The sequence below is a fragment of the Arthrobacter sp. Y-9 genome, from assembly GCF_029690065.1.
Lineage (GTDB): Bacteria > Actinomycetota > Actinomycetes > Actinomycetales > Micrococcaceae > Arthrobacter_E.
This window is the reverse complement of sequence record NZ_CP121463.1, coordinates 309,205-328,979: the sequence shown is the minus strand read 5'-3', so window position 1 is coordinate 328,979 and position 19,775 is coordinate 309,205. Positions and strand designations below refer to the sequence as shown.

The 19,775-nt window shown below is 68.9% G+C and carries 14 protein-coding genes; 5 read left to right on the top strand and 9 right to left on the bottom strand.

What is annotated here, in order from left to right:
• Positions 1 to 56: 56 nt before the first annotated feature.
• The 5 genes from P9849_RS01430 to P9849_RS01410 are packed head-to-tail and all read right to left on the bottom strand — an operon-like array spanning position 57 to position 7,012.
• Positions 57 to 1,667, bottom strand: a complete 1,611-nt coding sequence (locus tag P9849_RS01430) for an ABC transporter ATP-binding protein (RefSeq protein WP_278267968.1) — start codon at positions 1,665 to 1,667, stop codon at positions 57 to 59.
• Complete coding sequence (locus P9849_RS01425) at positions 1,664 to 2,521, bottom strand: ABC transporter permease (protein WP_278267967.1); 858 nt, start codon at positions 2,519 to 2,521, stop codon at positions 1,664 to 1,666. Before P9849_RS01425 ends, P9849_RS01430 begins: the two co-directional genes overlap by 4 nt.
• A complete protein-coding gene (locus P9849_RS01420) occupies positions 2,518 to 3,594 on the bottom strand; it encodes an ABC transporter permease (RefSeq protein ID WP_278267966.1) in 1,077 nt (358 codons plus the stop codon). Before P9849_RS01420 ends, P9849_RS01425 begins: the two co-directional genes overlap by 4 nt.
• 2 nt (positions 3,595 to 3,596) lie before the next feature.
• Positions 3,597 to 5,339, bottom strand: coding sequence for an ABC transporter substrate-binding protein (locus P9849_RS01415; protein ID WP_278267965.1), 1,743 nt, complete (start codon positions 5,337 to 5,339; stop codon positions 3,597 to 3,599).
• The gene (locus tag P9849_RS01410; RefSeq protein ID WP_278267964.1) at positions 5,336 to 7,012 is read right to left on the bottom strand and encodes an amidohydrolase; all 1,677 of its coding nucleotides are present in this window, start codon (positions 7,010 to 7,012) and stop codon (positions 5,336 to 5,338) included. Before P9849_RS01410 ends, P9849_RS01415 begins: the two co-directional genes overlap by 4 nt.
• Before the next feature lie 177 nt (positions 7,013 to 7,189).
• On the opposite strand from P9849_RS01410, the gene P9849_RS01405 reads away from it, so the two are divergent.
• Together P9849_RS01405 and P9849_RS01400 are read left to right on the top strand one after the other, a co-directional pair.
• Positions 7,190 to 7,873, top strand: coding sequence for a TetR/AcrR family transcriptional regulator (locus P9849_RS01405; RefSeq protein WP_278267963.1), 684 nt, complete (start codon positions 7,190 to 7,192; stop codon positions 7,871 to 7,873).
• A gap of 70 nt (positions 7,874 to 7,943) precedes the next feature.
• On the top strand, positions 7,944 to 9,422 hold the full coding sequence (locus P9849_RS01400) for a gamma-aminobutyraldehyde dehydrogenase (RefSeq protein ID WP_278267962.1): 1,479 nt from the start codon (positions 7,944 to 7,946) through the stop codon (positions 9,420 to 9,422).
• 139 nt (positions 9,423 to 9,561) lie between these two features.
• On the opposite strand, the gene P9849_RS01395 is transcribed toward P9849_RS01400, so the two are convergent.
• The 3 genes from P9849_RS01395 to P9849_RS01385 are packed head-to-tail and all read right to left on the bottom strand — an operon-like array spanning position 9,562 to position 12,240.
• A complete protein-coding gene (locus P9849_RS01395) occupies positions 9,562 to 10,269 on the bottom strand; it encodes a hypothetical protein (protein WP_278267961.1) in 708 nt (235 codons plus the stop codon).
• On the bottom strand, positions 10,266 to 10,790 hold the full coding sequence (locus tag P9849_RS01390; protein WP_278267960.1) for a MarR family transcriptional regulator: 525 nt from the start codon (positions 10,788 to 10,790) through the stop codon (positions 10,266 to 10,268). The genes P9849_RS01395 and P9849_RS01390 overlap by 4 nt, the downstream gene beginning before the upstream one ends.
• A 10-nt stretch (positions 10,791 to 10,800) precedes the next feature.
• Positions 10,801 to 12,240 (bottom strand): deoxyribodipyrimidine photo-lyase, encoded by a 1,440-nt coding sequence (locus P9849_RS01385; RefSeq protein ID WP_278267959.1) that lies wholly within the window; start codon positions 12,238 to 12,240, stop codon positions 10,801 to 10,803.
• A gap of 80 nt (positions 12,241 to 12,320) precedes the next feature.
• Here P9849_RS01385 and P9849_RS01380 point away from each other — a divergent pair, with 80 nt between their 5' ends.
• The 3 genes from P9849_RS01380 to panD all read left to right on the top strand — a co-directional run bounded on the left by P9849_RS01380 (position 12,321) and on the right by panD (position 15,273).
• Positions 12,321 to 13,886 carry an SDR family oxidoreductase gene (locus P9849_RS01380; protein WP_278267958.1) on the top strand — a complete coding sequence of 522 codons (1,566 nt, stop codon included), beginning with the start codon at positions 12,321 to 12,323 and terminating at the stop codon, positions 13,884 to 13,886.
• Positions 13,887 to 14,074: 188 nt separating this feature from the next.
• The gene (locus P9849_RS01375; protein ID WP_278267957.1) at positions 14,075 to 14,830 is read left to right on the top strand and encodes a TIM barrel protein; all 756 of its coding nucleotides are present in this window, start codon (positions 14,075 to 14,077) and stop codon (positions 14,828 to 14,830) included.
• Positions 14,831 to 14,862: 32 nt separating this feature from the next.
• Positions 14,863 to 15,273: an aspartate 1-decarboxylase gene (gene panD, locus P9849_RS01370; RefSeq protein WP_278267956.1), complete on the top strand. Its 411-nt coding sequence runs from the start codon at positions 14,863 to 14,865 to the stop codon at positions 15,271 to 15,273.
• Positions 15,274 to 15,580: 307 nt separating this feature from the next.
• Here the strand turns inward: panD and P9849_RS01365 are convergent, their stop codons facing one another.
• Positions 15,581 to 19,702 carry an SdrD B-like domain-containing protein gene (locus tag P9849_RS01365; protein WP_278267955.1) on the bottom strand — a complete coding sequence of 1,374 codons (4,122 nt, stop codon included), beginning with the start codon at positions 19,700 to 19,702 and terminating at the stop codon, positions 15,581 to 15,583.
• Positions 19,703 to 19,775: the final 73 nt, after the last annotated feature.

Sequence of the window (19,775 nt, the reverse complement as noted above, 5' to 3'; positions counted from 1 at the left end):
ACGCTTGAGCGCCGAGGCGGCAGAGGCGTCAGGGGTGGAAGCGGAGGGTGGCGGCCTCAGAGGGCCGCCGGCTCGGCATCCCAGAGGGGCCGGGGCCGGGAGCCGAGGAGGTTCCGGGTGTAGTCGTCCGCGGGAGCCGCCAGCACCTCGGCGGTGGGGCCCTGCTCCACGATCCGGCCCTGGTGCATCACGAGGACCTGGGAGCAGATCCGGGACACCACGGCGAGGTCGTGGGTGACGAAGAGGATGGTCAGGCCGAGCTGGTCCCGGAGTTCCTCGACCAACGAGAGCACCTGGGCCTGCACGGAGACGTCCAGGGCGCTCGTGGCTTCGTCGAGGACCAGGAGCCGGGGCTGCGCGGCGAGGGCCTTGGCGAGCGCGACCCGCTGGCGCTGGCCGCCGGAGAGCGCCCGTGGCTTGGAGCCGAACCGCTCCGGACCGATGCCCACCCGTTCCAGCAGCTCGCGGGCGCTGTCCGCGGCGGCCTTGCGGGACTGCTTGCGGTGCAGGCGGAACACGTCCGCCACGGCGTGACCGACTGGGATCCGCGGGTCCAGGGACAGGTACGGATCCTGGAAGACGATCTGCACATCCTTGGCCAGGAGCTTGCGTTCGGACGCCTTCAGGGGGCGGGCCGGGCGCTCCGTCCCGTCCAGGTGGAGCTCGCCGTCGCTCGGAGTCTCCAGCGCGACGACCAGACGGGCCAGCGTCGACTTGCCCGAGCCGGACTCGCCCACGACGCCGAGCGAACCGCCGCGCGGCAGGGTGAAGGCGGCGTCGTCGAGGGCCGTGATGACCTCGCCGTGGGCGAGCTCGTACCGCTTGCTCAGGCCGGAGACCTCCAGCAGCGGCGCCTCCGCCGACGGGGTGGGCGGCGCCGGGACGCGGTCCAGGTCGATCGTGGGGGTGGCTCCCACGAGCTCCCGGGTGTAGTCCTGTTGCGGGCTCACGAACACGTCCCGGGTCCGGCCGTGCTCCACCACCTTGCCGCGGCGGAGCACGTAGACGCGCTCGCACAGGCTCGCGGCGAGATTGAGGTCGTGGGTGATGAAGAGCATGCCCATGCCGCGGGCCTGCTGCTCGTCCCTCAGAAGCCGGACGATCCCGGCCTGCGTGGTGACGTCGAGCGCCGTGGTGGGCTCGTCGCACAGCAGCAGCTCCGGGGAGTCCAGGAGCGCGGCCGCGATCATGACGCGCTGCAGCATGCCGCCGGACAGCTGATGCGGGTACTGGTTCACCAGGTCCTTGGCGCGGCGCAGGCCGACCTGTTCCAGCTGGGTCACGGCCCGTTCGGTGGCCTCGGCGCGAGAGAGGCCGCGCCAGCGGACCAGGGTCTCCGTCAAGAAGTCACCCACGGTGCGCACCGGGTTGATGCCCGCGCGGGGGTCCTGGAAGATCATGGACGCCCGCTGGCGGCGCAGGTCCAGGAGCTGCTGGCGGCCCGCCGTGAGGGTGTCGAGGCCCCGGACGGACACCAGACCGGAGTGCTGGGCGCGCTCCGGGAGGAGTCCCAGGGCAGCTCGCGTGGTCAGCGACTTCCCCGAACCGGACTCGCCCACGAGCGCCACGGCCTCGCCGTCGTCGACGTGGAGGGAGACGCCGTCCAGCAGCGGGTCGCGTCCCGCGAAACCGAGGGTGAAATCCTGTACTTCCAGCAAGTGACTCATGAGAGCTTGCCTCCGATCCGATCCGAGATCTCCTCGCCGATGACATTCACGGCGACCACGACGACGACCACCACGAGCGCCGGCCAGAACGCCGGCAGGATGTAGCCGCCCAGCAGAGCCCCACGGGACTCCTCGATCATGGCGCCCCAGTCGCTCGTGGGCGGCTGGACGCCGAGGCCGATGAAGGACAGGGCCGCGAGGTCCGCCAGGACGTAGCCGAAGTTCAGCGCCGACTGGGCTCCCACGGTGGGGATCAGGTTCGGCAGCACCCGGCCCAGGACCACCCACGGCGTCCGGAAGCCGAGCACCCGGTACGCCTGGACGTAGGGGCGGGACCGTTCCGAAGCCACGAGGCCCTGCGTCAGACGCGCCACATAGGGGACGTAGGCGATGGTCATGGCGATGATGGGCGCCACGAGACCCTTGCCGAACAGGGCCACGGCGAGCATCGACACCAGCAGGGCCGGGAAGGCGAAAAGGATGTCGAACACGCGGCCCAGGATCTTGCCGGGCCAGCCGTCGGACCAGCCGGCGGCCAGGCCGAGCAGCAGGCCGAGGACCGTGGAGCCGAGCACCACGAGCGTGGGGCCGAGCAGCGAGGTCCGGCCGCCGAACATGAGACGGCTGAGCAGGTCACGGCCCAGGGCGTCGGTCCCGAGGAGGTGCTGGGCGCTGGGTCCGGCGAGCACGTTATCGAGGTCGACGTAGTCCGGGTCGTACGGCGCGAGCGTCGGGGCCAGGACGGACACCACGACCACCACGGCCGTGACGATCACGGCGATCCAGGCCGTGAGGGACAGGGCGGAGGTGTAGCGCCGGAACCCTGTCTGCGGGAGCGTCATTGAGAGGGTCATCGGGTCTCCGATCCGGCGGCGATACGAGGGTCGATGAGGGGCTGGACCAGGTCCACGACGGTGTTGACCACGACGAACGCCGTGACCACCACCATGACGATCGCCTGCACCACGCCGAAGTCCAGCCGGTCGATGGACTGGACCAGGAGCTGGCCGATCCCGGTGAGGCCGAAGGTCTGCTCGATGATGGCGCTGGAGACCAGGAGGCCCGCGATCAGGACGCCGCTCACCGTGAGGATCGGGCCGAGGGCGTTCCGCAGCACGTGGCGCAGGACCACCGTGGGGCGCGTCAGGCCGCGGCTCGTGGCCACCTCGACGTGTTCCCGGATGAGCTGCTCGTTCATGGAGGAACGCGTCACCCGGGCCACGAAGGCGATGTACGTGACGCCGAGGGCCAGAGCCGGCAGGGTGAGATGCCAGATCCGGTCCCAGAAGCCGTCACCGCTGCCGAAGGAGGGGAACCAGCCGAGATTGACCGAGAACACCGCCACCAGGCCGATGGCCGCCACGAAGGGCGGGACCGCACCGGCCGCGGTGAGGGAGATCAGGATGAACTTGTCGCCGAACCCCTTGTTGAGGCTGGCGATGATCCCGGCCAGCAGGCCCAGGATCGTGATGAAGACCGCGGCCAGCGCCACGAGCTGCAGCGTGGTGGGGAGACGGTTGAGGAGGACTTCAGAGACATCCTGCCGGTAGGTCAGGGACCTGCCCCAGTCCCCGTGCAGGATGCCGCCGAGCCAGTTCACGTACTGCTCCCACGGCGGCTTGTCGAGGCCGTACTGGCGGGTGATCTCCGCGAGCGCCTCCGGCTTGGGACTGCGGCCGCGCAGCAGGAAGCGGGCCGGGTCGCCGGGGACCAGGAAGCGGGAGAAGAACACCGCGAGCGAGGCCACGAACAAGGTCAGCAGCAGCGTGCCGATCTTCACGAGCACGAACCGCAGGCGGGAGCCGCCCTTGCGTTTGCGGGCCCTGCCGGCGGCGCCCGGCAGGCCGGGGCCGTCCGTGCCGCCGGACGCGCCGGAGCCGCCGGGCCCTGGGGAGTCGGACGAGGGTTTCACGTCAACAGCAGTCATGGTCAACGGCCTCCGATCTTGGCAGCCCACGGGAAGTACATGTAGTTGATGGACGGGTCAGCCCCGGTGATGCGCTTGCCCAGCCACATGGACGTGACCGTCTCGTACAGCGGGCCCCAGACCACCTCGTCGCTGGCGATCTTCGCCGCCTGCCCGGTGAACTTCGCGCGCTGGTCCGGGTCCTTGGTCCCGATCGCCTGGTTGACGAGCTTGTCGTACTGCTTGTTGACCCAGCCGCCGTAGTTGCTGAAGTCCCCCTCCCGCAGCACGCTGTACATCTCGAGCGGTTCGGTGCTGGAGAGATACCAGGAGGTCAGCACCAGGTCCGTGCCTTTGCGGGCCTCCGGATCGGAGAACAGGGTCGTGTATTTGTCGTTGGACATCGTCCGGATCTCGGGGTTGAGCCCGATCTCCTTCGCCGCGGACGCGATGGCCCGGGTCTCGATGTCGAAGGCCGCGCTCAGCGAGGCCGTGGAGAACACCACCTTCTTGCCGGTGGCACCGGCCTCCTTGACGAGCTTCTTCGCCTCGGCCAGATCGTACTTCAGCGGCTCCAGGTCACCGAAGGCCTTGTCCACCGTCGCCGGCTTCGCCGCATTCCACACATTGCGCGTGGTGAGGGCGTCGGTCGGCCGGGCGTAGCCCTGTTCGGCCGCCTTGATGAGGGAGGGCCGGTTGATGGCCATCATGAGGGCTTTGCGGACCCTCACGTCCTTGAAGGTCCCGGCCAGGTCCGTGAAGACGAGGCTCTGGACCGTGCTGTCCGCGCCGAAGTAGAGGTTCCCCGCGTCCGTGTTGGCCTTGAGGATGTCCATGGCGTTGGACGGGATCATGAAGGCCCCGTCGATCTCGCCGGTCTGGAGGGCGTTGATGCGCGAGTTGGCGTCCGTCAGCATCTTGAACGTCACCTGCTTCGACTTCGCCTTCAGGGACGGGTCCCAGTAGTCGTCGAAGCGCTTGAGGGTGATGCTCTCCCCCGCCTCCCAGCTGACGAAGGAGAAGGGACCGGTGCAGTTCACGCCCTTCGTGGAGTTGCCGTAGTCCTTGCCGTCCTTGGCAAGGGTCTTGGCGGACTCGACGACGCCGGGCGACCCGACCAGCGCCGCGTTCAGGGTGTAGTCCGGCTTGGCCATGGTGATGGTCACCTGGTCCGCCGCCGTCTTGTCGATGCTCGCCACGTTCTGGAACGCCGACGCCCAGAAGGACCCGACCTTCTCATCGAGGTGCCGGCGGAGGGACGCCACCACATCGTCGGCCGTCATGATGGTCCCGTCGTGGAACTTCACGCCCTGCCGGATGGTGTAGACCCAGTGCAGCGGGTCCGGGTTGTCCACCTTGGTGGCCAGGCCGGGTGACACGGTGAGGTCCTTGTTCCAGCGGAACAGGGACTCGCAGACGTTGGACAGGACGGTGTTGTCCGGGTAGTCGAACGCGTAGGCGTAGTCCAGGGAGAACGGCTCGGCGTACATGGCCCAGGAGAAGCCGTCGATCTCCTTGGTCGGCGCCGGGGATCCCTGGCTCAGGGTGAACTTCGCTTCGCCGGAACCGCCCGTGGCGCCGGGCCGGGCCGCACAGCCGCTCAGGACCAGGCCGCCGACCACCGCGAGGGTGATGGCCGCCTTGCCGCGGGCCGCCGTCGTCGGGCGTTCAGCGGACGACGACGGCGCGCCGAACCGCTCCCACAGCCGCCGGAGCGCGCTCACGCGGCGTCCCTGTGGCGCGGCGCCGCGCAGGGTCTTCCTCATGCTTCCTCCTCCTGGGCGGTCCTGCAGTAGACGCGGGTTCCGTCGATCCAGGTCTCCTCGACCCGGACGGTGTGGATCTGCTCCGCCGGGAGCTGGAAGACGTCGCGGTCCAGGACCACGAAGTCCGCCAGCCGTCCTTCCTCCAGCGTGCCCGTCAGGTGGTCGAGATGGTTGATCCACGCCGTGCCCTGCGTGTACGCGTTCAGGATCTGCTGAAGGCTCAGCTTCTGGTGGTCGGGGCCGAGGGGCTTGCCGGTCTCGCCGGGCGAGGTCCGGTTGACGGCCACGTGCATGGCGGCGAGAGGGTCCGCGGTGGAGACGGGCCAGTCGCTGCCGGCCGCGAGCCGCGTCCCGTGGGCGGCGAGTTCGCCGAAGGGGTAGTGGCGCTCCTCGGCGTCGGGCTCCAGGAACGGCAGCGTGAGCTCGTCCATCTGCTCCTCGTGGCAGGCCCAGAGCGCCTGCATGTTCGCGGCGGCTCCGAGCTCGGCGAAGCGCGGCGTGTCCTCGGCCCGGACCAGCTGCAGGTGGGCGAGGTGGTGGCGGCCGTCGGTGACGCCGTTCGCGGCGCGGGCCTGTTCCAGCGCGTCGAGGGCGTCGGTGACGGCACGGTCACCCAGCGCGTGGAAGTGGAGCTGCATGCCGGCGGCGTCCAGGGCGGTGACGAAGCCCTTCATCTCCTCCGGGTCGAAGAATTCGATGCCCCGGTTGTCCGTGTGGTGCCCGTGATGGTCGCGGTACGGCTCGTGCATGGCGGCGGTGAAGTTCTCGGCGACGCCGTCCACCATGATCTTCACCGTGCTCGCGGTGAGGCGTTCCGGGGCGACCGCCTGGGCCACCTCTTCGCGCCGGGCCAGGATGGGTTCCAGCTGGGCGTCCCCGGCGGTGCGGTCCCACCACTGGCAGATGCGGACGCGGACCTTGAGGTCCCCGGCCTGCGCGGCCCGCAGGTAGACCCGGAGGAGGTCCACGCTGCCGTCCTCGGGGATGGCCACCCAGGCGTCCTGCCAGGCGGTGATGCCCTGGGAGAGCAGGAGTTCCTGGGCCTTGAGGAGCCCGGCGTAGGCGAGTTCCTCCGAGGTGCCGGGGCGGGCGGAGGCGAAGAGGTCCATGGCGCCCTCGTGCACCGTCCCGGCGGGGGTGCCGTCCGCTTCCCGCTCGAAGCGTCCGCTCTCCGGGTCCGGGGTGGTGGCGTCGATGCCCGCGAGCTCCAGGGCTTTGGTGTTGACCCAGGCGCCGTGGTGGTCGCGGTTCTGGAGGAAGACGGGGCGGTCCGGGACCACGGCGTCGAGGAGCTGGCGGGTGGGAGTGCCGCCCGGGAAGTGCTCCATGGACCAGCCGGCGCCGAGGATCCACGGCTCGTCCGGGTGCTCCTCGGCGTAGCGGCGGACGGTGTCCACGGCGTCGTCGGCGCTCTCGACCTCCGTGAGGTCACATTGCAGCAGTTCCACCCCGGCGAAGACCGGGTGCATGTGGGAGTCCTGGAAGCCGGGCACGATCAGCCTGCCCGCGACGTCGAGCCGCTCGGTGGCGCCGTCGGCCAGCGGCGCCAGCTCTTCGGCGGTGCCCACCGCCAGGATCTTTCCGTCGCCGATCGCCAGGTCCGCACGGCGGGGGACGTCGTCCCTGCCGGTGTAGACCCATCCGTTCTCCAGGATGGTCTGCGCAACTGCCATGAGCTCCTCGAATCTGTGTGCGGGGCTGGATTGGACCTGACACTATGATGCGGGTCACAGTTAAGTCAACAGCGTTGACATCGTTAATGACATCGAGGCTGACTCCCTTGACGTGCCGACCTCGGCATCGTGTACCGTGGGGTTCCAGAAACCGAGGCATGGAAGCGGGGTGGATAGATGGCGCAGGCCGCGCAGCCCAGTGATCGCCGCGCACGGCTTGACCCGGAAACCATCATCGATGCAGTCCTGAAAATCGCCGGACAGGAACCTGGCGAGCGCTTGACGTTCCGCCGCCTGGGCGAGGAACTCGGAGTGGACGCCACCGCGGTGTACCGGCATTTCCGCAATCGGGACGCCATCATTCGCGCGGCTCTGGACCGGCTCTTCGCCCTCTCCGTGGAACGCACGCTGGCCGCGGGCCGGCAGCACGGCTGGAGGGCCCGGCTCGAGGCTTATCTGGACGAACTGCTCAGGGTCTTCATGCAGTACCCCTCCCTGGGCAGCGAATCCTTCGCCACGGACACCTACGGTCCCGGCGAGCTGAAAGCCATCGAGTTCGTGCTGCAGTGCCTCACGGACGCGAAGCTCCCCGAGGAGCGCGTGGTGCACTACTACGCGGCCCTCGAAAGCTACACGCTGGCCCTCGGCGCCGGGATCGCCCTGGAGATCCAGCGGCTTCCCGATTCCCAGGGGCACGACCCGTGGCTCAACCCGCGGGTGTTCTCCCACCTGTCCGGGCACCCGCTGCTCGAAAAGCATCACCGGGCCCTGCAAGGGCTCGACTCCCTCAGCACGTTCCAGGCCGGCCTCGCCGCCATCCTGGACAGCGCTGAGCGCGAAAGCGACCTCTCTGCCACCTGAGTGCTCAGCCGTGGCGGGTTCGGAGGCGATCCACCACGGCTGAGCACTCACTGTCAGAGAAGGGCGCACCATGCACCAGTTCATCAACGGCAAGGCCGTCACCGGCGCCTCCGGAGCCACCCAGGACGTGATCAACCCGGCCACGGGTGAGGTCACCGCCACCGTCACCCTCGCGGGTCTGCGTGACCTGGAGGCCGCCGTCGCCGCCGCCCGCGCCGCGTTCCCGGCGTGGTCCCGCACCACCCCCGGCGAGCGCTCCGCGATCCTGCAGCGCTTCGCCCGCATCCTGGAGGCCCGGGCCGAGGAGTTCGCCCAGGCGGAGAGCTCCCAGACGGGCAAGCCGCTGCGCCTGTGCCGCGAGTTCGACATCCCGGGCACCATCGACAACGTCGACTTCTTCGCCGGCGCCGCTCGGAACCTCGAGGGCAAGGCCATGGCGGAGTACTCGGCCGACCACACCTCGGCCATCCGCCGCGAGGCCATCGGCGTCATCGGGTCCATCGCTCCGTGGAACTACCCGCTCCAGATGGCCGCGTGGAAGATCCTCCCCGCCATCGCCGCGGGCAACACCATCATCCTCAAGCCGGCGGAGATCACGCCCCTGACGTCGGTGATGTTCGCCGAGGCGCTGACCGAGGCGGGCCTGCCGGACGGCGTCGTGAACGTCCTGGTCGGCAGCGGCAGCACCATCGGCGCCGCGCTCATGCGTCATCCTCAGGTGGACATGGTCTCCTTCACCGGGTCCACGGCCGTGGGCCGCACGGTCCTCGAGGCCGCCGCGGTGAACGCCAAGCGCGTGCACCTGGAGCTGGGCGGCAAGGCGCCCTTCGTCGTGTTCGACGACGCCGACATCGACGCCGCGGTGCACGGCGCCGTCGCGGGCTCCCTGATCAACTCGGGCCAGGACTGCACGGCGGCCACCCGCGCGCTGGTGCACCGCAGCGTCTACCAGGAGTTCGTGGACAAGCTCGCCGCGCGGTTCGACGGCATCGTCCTGGGCGCCCCGGACAACGACGGCGCGGACATCGGTTCGCTGTCCTCCTTCCGCCACCGGGACCACGTGGCCGGCATGGTCGAGCGGGCGCGCGGCTACGCCCGGGTGGTGGCCGGCGGATACGTCCCCACCGAGGACGGGCTGGGCGATGGCGCGTTCTACCGCCCCACCCTGATCGTGGATGCCGCCCCGGATTCCGAGATCGTCAAGAACGAGGTGTTCGGCCCCGTGCTGGTGGTGCTGCCCTTCGATGACGACGACGAGGCCATCGCCCTCGCCAACGACACCGTCTACGGCCTGGCCGCCTCCGCCTGGACCTCGAACATCCAGCGCGCCCTCCGCGCGACCCGCGAGATCAAGGCCGGATGCGTGTGGGTCAACGACCACATCCCGATCATCTCCGAGATGCCCCACGGCGGCTTCAAGCAGTCCGGCTTCGGCAAGGACATGTCCGCCTACTCCTTCGAGGAGTACACCCAGGTCAAGCACGTGATGTTCGAACTGGGCGGCGTCGTGGAGAAGGACTGGCACCGCACCATCTTCGCGCTGCGCTGACGGAGACGGGACGCCGACGGACCCGGGGCGCTGACGGACCCGGGGCGCTGACAGACGGGACCCTCGGAGCCCGCGCCCCGGGAAGTGCAGAAGGCCGTCTCTCGCCGTGGGATGCACGGTGAAGGACGGCCTTCTGCGACTAGCCCTCCCCCACCCCGGCCAGGGCCTCACGGATCCCGTCCGCGACGAAACGCTGCCGCGAATGGGCTGCGGCCGTGCGCTCGGCGAGGTCCAGCAGTTCCCTCGCCACCGAGGGCGAGATGCTTCCCGGATATTGCAGCACCGCCAGCTCCAGCTGGCTCAGGGCGGCGCTGCGGCGGGGAACCACCGCCTGGAAGACCTCCCACGCCCGCGGATCGCCGCAAAAGGCCAGCAAGCACGCCGCCTCGACCTTCACCGCCGGAGCGGATTCCTCCGCGTACTCCCCGGCCCAGGACCCCACCCAGTTCCGCCAGGTGTGAACCTCGTCCGGGGAGCTGACCGGCGCCCACATCGGATGGGTGACGTAGCGCTCCGCCGCGTGACGCACCGTGTTCAGCAGCAGCGCCACGGTCTTGCCGCCGTCGTCGTCCGCCGTGGCCGCCTGGAGTGCGGCGCGGAGCGCGGCGCGCGTGCCGTCCGCGAGGAAGTGCTCCCGGACCGGCAAGGCCAGCCAGCTCAGTTCCGCTCTGGCCAGGGCGTTCAGCGCCTTGACCGCCGCGAGCCGCTGCGCGGCGTCCTCGGAGCGGAGCCCGTCGGTGAACCCGGCGAGATCGCGCCCGAGTTCCGCGGAGCGCCGGGCGTACCGGTCGGAGGCGAGGATCCCGGCCACCTGCGGGTCGAGCGGAAGGCGCGCGCCGTCGGTCACCCCTCGGCCGCCTGGACTTCCTCGCGAGCGGCCGCGATGGCGTCGGTGAGCTTCATGATCATCTCTTCGAACAGGGCGATCTGCTCCTCCGAGTATTCGCCGAGCACGGGCATCATGTGCTCGACCATGGGGTCGAACATCTCGCGGCCCGTCGCGCGGGCGCTCGGGGTGGAGCTGAGCACCAGCTGGCGCCGGTCCACCGGGCTCGGATGCCGTTGCAGATGCCCCGACGCCTCGAGGCGGTCGAGCACGGACGTCATGGCTGCCGAGCTGAGGATCAGAAGCCTGCGGAGGTCGCGGGGCGTGACGGTCGCGCCGGTCCGATCGGCCTCCACGACGGCGTTGATCGCATGGATGTCGTTACGGGCCAGGCCGTGGTGGCGCCGGACCACTTCGGAGTAACGCTCCGCCTCCGTGGTGAACTTCTGCAGGAGGAAGAGCACCTCGAATCCGGGCGTGGCGGCGAGGCGTTCACGCTCTGGTGTCGATTCCGCGCCGAAGGCGCCGTCTTCCGGATGCATGCGATACATCTTAGGATCTCCCCGCCGTCTGAGCCTGGTGCACCCCGGATTCGGACATGATCTTGAGACGATCCAGGGCGTCCTTCCGGGATTCCGCGAGGTCCACGCACGGTTCGGGGTACTCCGGCGTGTTCAGCTCCGGGATCCACTCGGCGAGGTACCGGCCGTCCGGGTCGTGGGTCTTCGCCTGGGTCTGCGGATTGAAGATCCGGAAGAACGGGGCGGCATCCGCACCGCTCCCGGCAGCCCATTGCCAGTTGAACGGATTGGCGGCCGCATCCGCGTCCACCAGGGTGTCCCAGAACCACTCCTCCCCGAGCCGCCAGTGGATGCCGAGGTTCTTCACCAGGAAGCTCGCGCTGACCATCCGCACCCGGTTGTGCATCCATCCGGTGTTCCACAGCTGGCGTTGGCCCGCGTCCACGAGAGGGATGCCCGTGGTCCCCCGCTGCCAGGCGTGCAGCAGAGCGGTCATGTCCCCGCCCCCGGATCCGCCGTCGGCCCCCTCCTCGCCCGGGAGCCACCAGGGATGCCGGTCGAACTCGGGGCGGAGGTTCACCGTCGCCAGCCGTGGATGGTGATAGAGCTGATGCCACGCGAACTCCCGCCACCCCAGTTCAGAGGCGAACGTCGCGGAGCTCTCGGGCGCCTCCCGGCGCAAGGGCGCCAGGCCGGCCCACACCTGGAAGGGGCTCACGTGCCCCCAGCGCAGATAAGGGGAAAGCCGGCTGGAGCCGTCGACGCCGGGCCGCTCCCGGGCCTCGCGATAGTCGGCCAGGCGCTCATCCAGGAAGTCCGCGAGCACCTCCTGCCCGGCCTGCTCGCTGGGTGTCCAGGCCTCGGACAGCGGCCCCGACCAGTCCGGGTGACTGGGCAGAAGCTCCAGGTCCTCCAATTCCAGTCCGTCCGGCACGGCAAGGCTCCCGGCGCCCTGCGGTTCCGGGGTGGCCAGCGGCGGCCGGAAATCGTGGGCGCTCAGCGTCTTCCAGAAGGGAGTGAACACGCGGTATGGATTGCCCTGTTGCGTGGTGATGCGCCAGGGTTCATGCAGCAGCGTGGCCTGGAAGCTCTTCCCCGTGCGGCCAGCCGCCGCCAGGAGGGCCTTGACCGCCTGGTCGGCCCGCCGCTCGGGAGCGCCGTAACGACGGTTCCAGAAGACAGCGCCGGCGCCCGCGCGCGATGCGACATCCGGCACCACCGAAGCGGCCGGCCCACGGCGGATCACCAGCGGCACGTTGAGCTCGGCGAGCCGCTCCCGCAGGTCGGCGAGGGCGTGATGGAGCCACCAGCGCGCGGCGCCCCCGAGAGGCCGCACGCCGGGCGACTGCTCGTCCAGCACGTACAGCGCGATCGCCGGCCCGGCGTCGAGGGCGGCGCGCAGGGCGGGGTGGTCCGCCGTGCGCAGGTCGTCACGGAACCAGACGATGGAGACTTCCGGCCTCCCGGTCATGGCATCACCTCTTGAATCGCTCGATCATCTACAAATATGATCGTCTAGTAAACGAAGTGTGTCCAGACAGGAGGAGTCCGATGCCCACTGAAGACCACGGGAACAGCGCGCGCCGGACGATCGCCGTCGCGGGCGCCACCGGTTACCTGGGCGGACGGCTCGTCCCCCGGCTCGTCGAGGCGGGGCATCGGGTCCGCGTGCTGGCCCGCACTCCGGAGAAGCTCCGGGACGTTCCCTGGCGGCACGACGTCGAGGTCGTGCCGGGAAGCCTCGAGGACGCTGACGCGATGGACGCCCTCTGCCAGGGCGCCGACGTCCTCTACTACTTGGTGCACTCGATGGGCGGCGGATCCCATGAGCGCTTCGCGGAACGGGAGCGCGTGGGCGCGCAGACCGTCGCGCAGGGCGCCCAGCGCGCCGGCGTCGGGCGCATCGTCTACCTCAGCGGCCTCAACCCCGGGACCAATCTGAGCCGTCATCTGCAGTCCCGGCGCGACGTCGGGCGCATCCTCCTCGCGTCCGGCGTCCCGACCGCTGTGCTCCAGGCCGGCCTGGTGATCGGCTCCGGATCGGCGAGTTTCGAGATGATCCGGCACCTGACGGACGTCCTGCCGGTCATGCCCGCGCCACGATGGGTCCTGAACCGGGTCCAGCCGATCGCCGTCCGGGACGCCCTCTACTACCTCGAGGAGGCCGCCGATCTGCCGCCCGAGGTGAACACGACGTTCGACATCGGCGGACCGAGCGTCCTCACCTACGCGGACATGATGAAGGACTACGCCCGGGCCGCCGGGCTGCGGCCGCCCGTCATCCTGCCCCTGCCGGTGCTCACCCCCTGGCTGGCCGCGCAGTGGGTGAATCTCGTGACGCCCATCCCGCGGTCCCTCGCGGTGCCGCTGGTCGAATCGCTGCAGAACGACTGCGTCGTGCGCGAGCACTCCATCGACCAGCACATCGCTCCACCGCCCGGCGGGCTGACCGATTACCGGCGGGCCGTCGAACTGGCGCTCGTCAAGATCGAACGCGGCGAAGTGGAGACCACCTGGGCCGGATCGAGCGCGGTGCAGACGCCCTCCGACCCGCTGCCGAGCGACCCCGACTGGACCGGCGGCACCGTGTTCACGGACACGCGGGTCCAGAAGACTGACGCCTCACCCGAGGAATTGTGGGACGTCATCCAGGGCATCGGCGGCGAGAACGGCTGGTATTCGTTCCCGCTCGCCTGGTCGGTGCGCGGCTGGATCGACAAACTGGCCGGCGGCGTCGGCCTGCGTCGTGGCCGCCGCGATCCACGACTGCTCCATCTCGGCGACGTGCTGGACTGGTGGCGCGTGGAGGCCCTCGACCCCGGCCACCTGCTCCGGCTCCGCGCCGAGATGAAGGTGCCCGGGAGGGCGTGGCTGGAGCTGTCCATCGAGCAGTCCGACGGTGTCACCGAGTACCACCAGCGTGCGATCTTCCTGCCGCACGGTCTGCCCGGCCGGCTGTACTGGCTGGCGGTCCTGCCGTTCCACGGCGTGATCTTCAAGGGGATGGCGGTGCGCATTACCGAGGCCGCGGCGGCACATCGGGCGAGTGGCGGCGGGGACTCGGACGGGCAGACCTCCGACCCCCGCGTCGCGGCCGGCCCGGAGGCCCGCAGGTAATGCGCAGGTAGCCCGCGCGGGGCGGTAGCCCGACACGGCCGCCTAGGAGTCGCGTCGGATGCCGCAGCGTAGGTACGGCGGGCGTTCCGCCCGCGTCGGGCGGCGGTTGCCCGCGCCGGGGAGGCCCGCCCGTGTGCATCTGCGGTCATCTGGGCCCGGACCTCCGAGGGTCCGCCTAGGCTGGCCTCATGCCCGACCTCACCCTGGGACTCTGCTCCGTGACCTTCCGGAACCTCGACGTCCCCGGCGTCCTCGCCGCCGCGACGGGCGCCGGTCTCGCCGGGGTCGAGTGGGGGTCCGATGTGCACTGCCCGGACCCGGCCACCGCGCGCGAGGTCCGGCGCCTCACCGACGCCGCGGGCCTGCGCGCCCTCTCGCTGGGCTCCTACTTCCGGGCCGAGTCGCACGACGACGACTTCCGCCCCGTCCTCGACACGGCCCTGGCGCTGGGCGCACCCCGGGTCCGCGTCTGGGCGGGCACCCTCGGCACCGATGCGTCGGACTCGGCGCACCGGACGCGGGTGACCCAGGAACTCCAGGTTGCCGCCGACGCCGCAGCGGAGGCCGGCGTCGAGCTCGCCCTGGAGTATCACCGCAGCACCCTCACGGACACCCTGGAGAGCACGCTGGGGTTGCTGGAGGACGTGGACCGGGCGAACGTCGGTGTCTCCTGGCAGCCGAATGTGGATCAGCCCACCGAGGACGCGCTGCGCCATCTCGAAGCGCTGCTGCCCCGACTGGCCGGGGTGCACTGTTTCTCCTGGTGGCCCTTCGACGCCCGGCTGCCGCTCGAGGCCCGGGAGGACCTGTGGCTCGGCGCCGCCGAGGTGCTGCGCCGAGCGGACAGGCCGGTGGACGTCATGTTCGAATTCGTGCCGGAGGATTCGCCCGCGGCCCTGGCGCGCGACGCCGCCTGGCTGAGGCGGGCGATCGGGCAGGACTGACGCCGGGCCGAGCGGCGTAGACTTGAGTCGCTATGCTGCGCACCATGTTCAAGTCCAAGATCCACCGTGCCACGGTGACCCACGCCGATCTCCACTACGTGGGGTCGGTGACGGTGGACCTCGACCTCCTGGAAGCCTCGGACATCCTGCCGGGCGAACTCGTCTCGATCGTGGACGTCACGAACGGCTCCCGCCTGGAGACCTACACCATCGCGGGTGAACGTGGTTCCGGCGTGATCGGCATCAACGGCGCGGCAGCTCATCTCGTCCACGTAGGCGACACGGTCATCCTCATGAGCTACGGACAGATGACCACCGAAGAGGCGAAGTCCTTCGTCCCGAGCGTGGTCCACGTCGATGGCGCCAACCGCATCATCCAGCTGGGATCGGATCCCGCCGAGGCGGTCACGGCCGGCTCGGTCCGCCCGCCCCACGCGCTGTAGGCGTCCGATGGCCTGGCCCTCGGGCCACGCGTTTTGCACGAGCACTGAACCCCTCCCCCACTTGCCCGCGGCCGGCTCTCCGCGCGCTTGTACCTGGACTCGCGTGCCCTCACCCGCACTTCGACGTGCCGGCCCTTCCCCGTACTTGTCCTTCCTGGCACCTCGCCGTCGCGATTCCCCGGACTGACCCTGCTCTGTGCGTCCTCCATCCCGACGCCACCCAGGCTTCGGAGCTTCCTGACGACGCCGAAGGCCCCGCCGCTCCAGGGTGAGGAGCGGCGGGGCCTTCGGTGACCGCAGCGACGGATCAGTGCTGGCGGCGACGGCGGAAGATCAGCAGCGCGGCGCCACCGAGGAGCAGAAGTGCTCCTGCGGCAACGGTGCCCATGCCGAAGTTCGCGCCGGTGTAGGCGAGATCTCCGCCCGCATCCGGGTTCCCAGGGTCAGCCGGGTTGCCGGGCGCCGGGTGACCAGGCGCGGCCGGGTGACTCGGCGTCGGGGACGCGGGGGTGCTCGGAGCCGGAGCCGGGGCCACGTAGGTGATGGTCACCTTCGCGCCGGTCTCGTTGCCGTTCTTGTCCTTCACGGTGTAGCTGACCGGGGTGGGGTTACCCGTGAAGCCCTTCTCCGGGGCGAAGGTGATGTCGCCGGTCTTGGGATCGACCGTCCACGTGCCCTCGCCCGAAACGACCAGCTCGGAGACCGGCTTGCCGTTCTTGTCCGTGATCTTCACCGTGGACGGATCCAGGTCACCCTGGTCGTTCTTCAGCGTCGGCACGGTGACGGTGGTTCCCTGCTTGTTGTTCAGGGACTCATCATCGCTGGCCTTCGGCAGCACCACCAGACCGGCGTCGACGTCGCGACGGTTCGGGTTCTCCGGCGTCAGCGACACGGTGTCGGAGACGCCGTTCGGGTCGATGTTGGAGTCGGTGCCGCGATCGGAACCGGCACCGGCAGTGGCGGCCTTGGTCCCGGCCGGCAGATCGACCTTGACCTTGTAATCACCCATCGGCAGGTCCGTGAACAGGTAGTTCCCGTCCTTGTCGGTGGTGGTCGTGATCGGGTTGCCGTTGGCATCCTTGACGGGGTTGCCGTCCTTGTCCAGCAGCTCCACCTTCACACCGGAAACACCCGGCTCATTCGGATCCTGAACACCGTTGCCATTGTCATCGCGCCAGACCTTGTCACCCAGCGAACCGAGGGGGACCAGGCCCGCGTCGACGTCGCGACGGTTCCGGTTGTCCGGCGTCAGCGACACGGTGTCGGAGACACCGTTCGGGTCGATGTTCGAGTCCTTGGACCGGTCATCGCCCGCACCGGCGGTGGTGGCCTTGGTCCCGGCCGGAAGATCGACCTTGACCTTGTAATCACCCATCGGCAGGTCCGTGAACAGGTAGTTCCCGTCCTTGTCGGTGGTGGTCGTGATCGGGTTGCCGTTGGCGTCCTTGACGGGGTTGCCGTCCTTGTCCAGCAGCTCCACCTTCACACCGGAAACACCCGGCTCATTCGGATCCTGGATGCCATCACCGTTGTCATCACGCCAGACCTTGTCACCCAGCGAACCCACCGGGACGATGCCAGCATCGACGGTCATGTTGTCCGGAGCGTCAGCAGTCAGGCTGACCGCACTGGTCACGCCGGTGGCCGGGTCAGGATTGGAGTCCTTCGTCTGGTCGGTGCCTGCACCCTCCGAGGTGAACTTACTGTCCTGCGGAAGGTCGAACTTCACTTTGTAATCGCCCAGCGGGAGATCGCTGAACTTATAGTTGCCGTTCGCATCGGTCGTGGTGGTGATCGGGTTGCCGTTGGCATCCTTGACGGGGTTGCCGTCCTTGTCCAGCAGCTCCACCTTCACATCGGAAATGCCGGGCTCGTCATCGCCCTGCACACCGTCACCGTTGTCATCTCGCCAGACCTTGTCGCCCAGGGAACCCAGGGGCACGATCCCGGCGTCGACGTCGCGACGGTTCCGGTTGTCCGGGGTCAGCGAGACCGTGTCGGAGACACCGTTGGGGTCGATGTTCGAGTCGGTTCCGCGGTCGGAACCGGCGCCGGCCGTGGTGGCCTTGGTCCCGGCCGGGAGGTCGACCTTGACCTTGTAATCACCCATCGGCAGGTCCTTGAACAGGTAGTTGCCGTTGGCATCGGTCGTGGTGGTGATGGGGTTGCCGTTGGCGTCCTTGACGGGGTTGCCGTCCTTGTCCAGCAGCTCGACCTTCACGCCGGAGACACCAGGCTCGTTAGAGTCCTGGATGCCATCACCGTTGTCATCGCGCCAGACCTTGTCGCCCAGCGAACCGAGCGGCACGATGCCTGCGTCGACGGTCATGTTGTCCGGAGCGTCGGCGGTCAGGCTGACCGCGCTGGTCACACCGGTGGCCGGATCGGCATTGGAATCCTTCGCCTGGTCGGTTCCGGAGCCCTCCGAGGTGAACTTGCTGTCCTGCGGAAGGTCGAACTTCACCTTGTAGTCGCCCAGCGGAAGGCCGGTGAACTTGTAGTTGCCGTTCGCGTCCGTGGTCGTGGTGACAGGGTTGCCATTGCCGTCCTTGACGGGGTTGCCGTCCTTGTCCAGCAGCTCGACCTTCACATCAGAGATGCCCGGCTCATTCGGATCCTGGATGCCGTCACCGTTGTCATCACGCCACACCTTGTCGCCCAGCGAACCGAGCTTCACGATGCCGGCGTCGACCGTCATGTTGTCCGGGTTCTCCGGGGTCAGCGTCACGGTGTCGGAGACACCGTTCGGGTCGATGTTCGAGTCCTTGGACCGGTCATCACCCGAGTTCGCGCTCGTGGCCTTCGACCCTTCCGGCAGATCGACCTTGACCTTGTAACTGCCCAGCGGGAGATCGCTGAACTTGTAGTTGCCGTTCGCATCCGTGGTGGTGGTGATCGGGTTGCCGTTGGCATCCTTGACAGGGTTGCCGTCCTGATCCAGCAGCTCCACCTTCACACCCGACACACCGGGCTCGTTCGGATCCTGGATGCCGTCACCGTTGTCGTCGCGCCAGACCTTGTCACCCAGGGAGCCCGTCGGGATGATGCCTGCATCCAGGGTGAGGTTCTCCGGCGCCTCGCTGTTCAGCGTGACCGGACCGGTGACTCCGGTGGCCGGGTCGGCGTCGGAGTCCACGGCGTCGTCAGTGCCCTGATTCGCCTTGGTGAGCGATGTGCCGGCCGGAAGACCGGTGAACTTGACCTTGTAGGTGCCGAACGGCAGATCGGTGAACTTGTAGTTGCCGTTCGAGTCCGTGGTGGTCGTGATCGGGTTGCCGTTCGCGTCGTTGACGGGGTTGCCGTCCGCGTCCAGCAACTGAACCTTGACGCCCTCCACACCGGGCTCGCTGCCGCTCTGGAGGCCGTCACCGTTGGTGTCGCGCCAGACCTTGTCGCCCAGGGAGCCGTTCTGCGGCAGGCGCAGCGAGATTCGCTGAAGATCCGAGTTCGTTGCATCGGTTTCGTCCCGCGGGAGGCGAACACGCTCAGTCTCGACGGTGTTCGCACCATTCACGCCATCGGCGTACTGCGTGCCGTCATTGGCGAAGAACTCCGAGCCCGTGCCGTACTGCGCAGAGGGGAACTCTGAGAAGGGAGTGGACTTGGCATCAATCTGGAAAGTCACTTCCGAGAAGGTTCCCTGCAGGGTGATGGAGCCACAGCCCGCATTGTCCACCGTCGGGCCCTGATGGCTGGTCCCGGGGGTGTACACGGTATTGCTGTCACAGCGCGGGTCGGCGTTGGCGTTCTTCACCAGGAGCCGCTTGCCGCCCTGGCCCACCTGAAGGTTACGGGACCCGGACGAGAGCTGGGCGAAGGAGACACCATCCGTGGCGATGAGCCACTGCGTGTTATTGAAAGAACCGCGGGCGTAGTCGTAACCGCCGGGGTTGTCCTTGTGCTGATAGAGCATCGACGCGCCGCCAATACCGGTGAGGTCCAAGACCGGGTCGGTCACGGGCTTGGAGAACTTCAGCGTCAGAGTGCCGGTGTTCTCGCACAGGGTGCTGACGTTCTGGTGGCCCGCGGTGCCGAGACCGCCGCCACACGTCGAACTGTTGGAAAGGACGCCGAGCGCGGGCACGGAGGCCGGGTCCGGCGAGCCGGTCAGCATGGAACTCGTGGCGCCATACGATCCCTGGTTCCCGCCCGCCGTGAGGAAGTTCGTGCCCTTCAGCTGCGAGCTGTTCTGCTGGAACAGGGCGTCAACGCTCACCGCGCCGGTGCTGAGCGGGAACGAGCTCGTGGCATGCGTGGAGGCATCGAGGCCGGACGGGGTGTATTGGCTGTTCTGGGATCCGGAATCCTGGATCTGCCAAGTGTTGTTGAAGACGTAGCCATTCTGTTGCGCCGCGTTGGCAGGGGCGGCACCGAGGACTTGAAGCCCTGCCAGTCCCGTCAGCCCTGCCAGAGCAAGCGTCACGCTCATGGTTGCGGAAGCTGTCTTCCGCGCCAAGCCTAGAGACATGGGTGCTCCTGATCATTTCGAAAGGGGGCCTTCC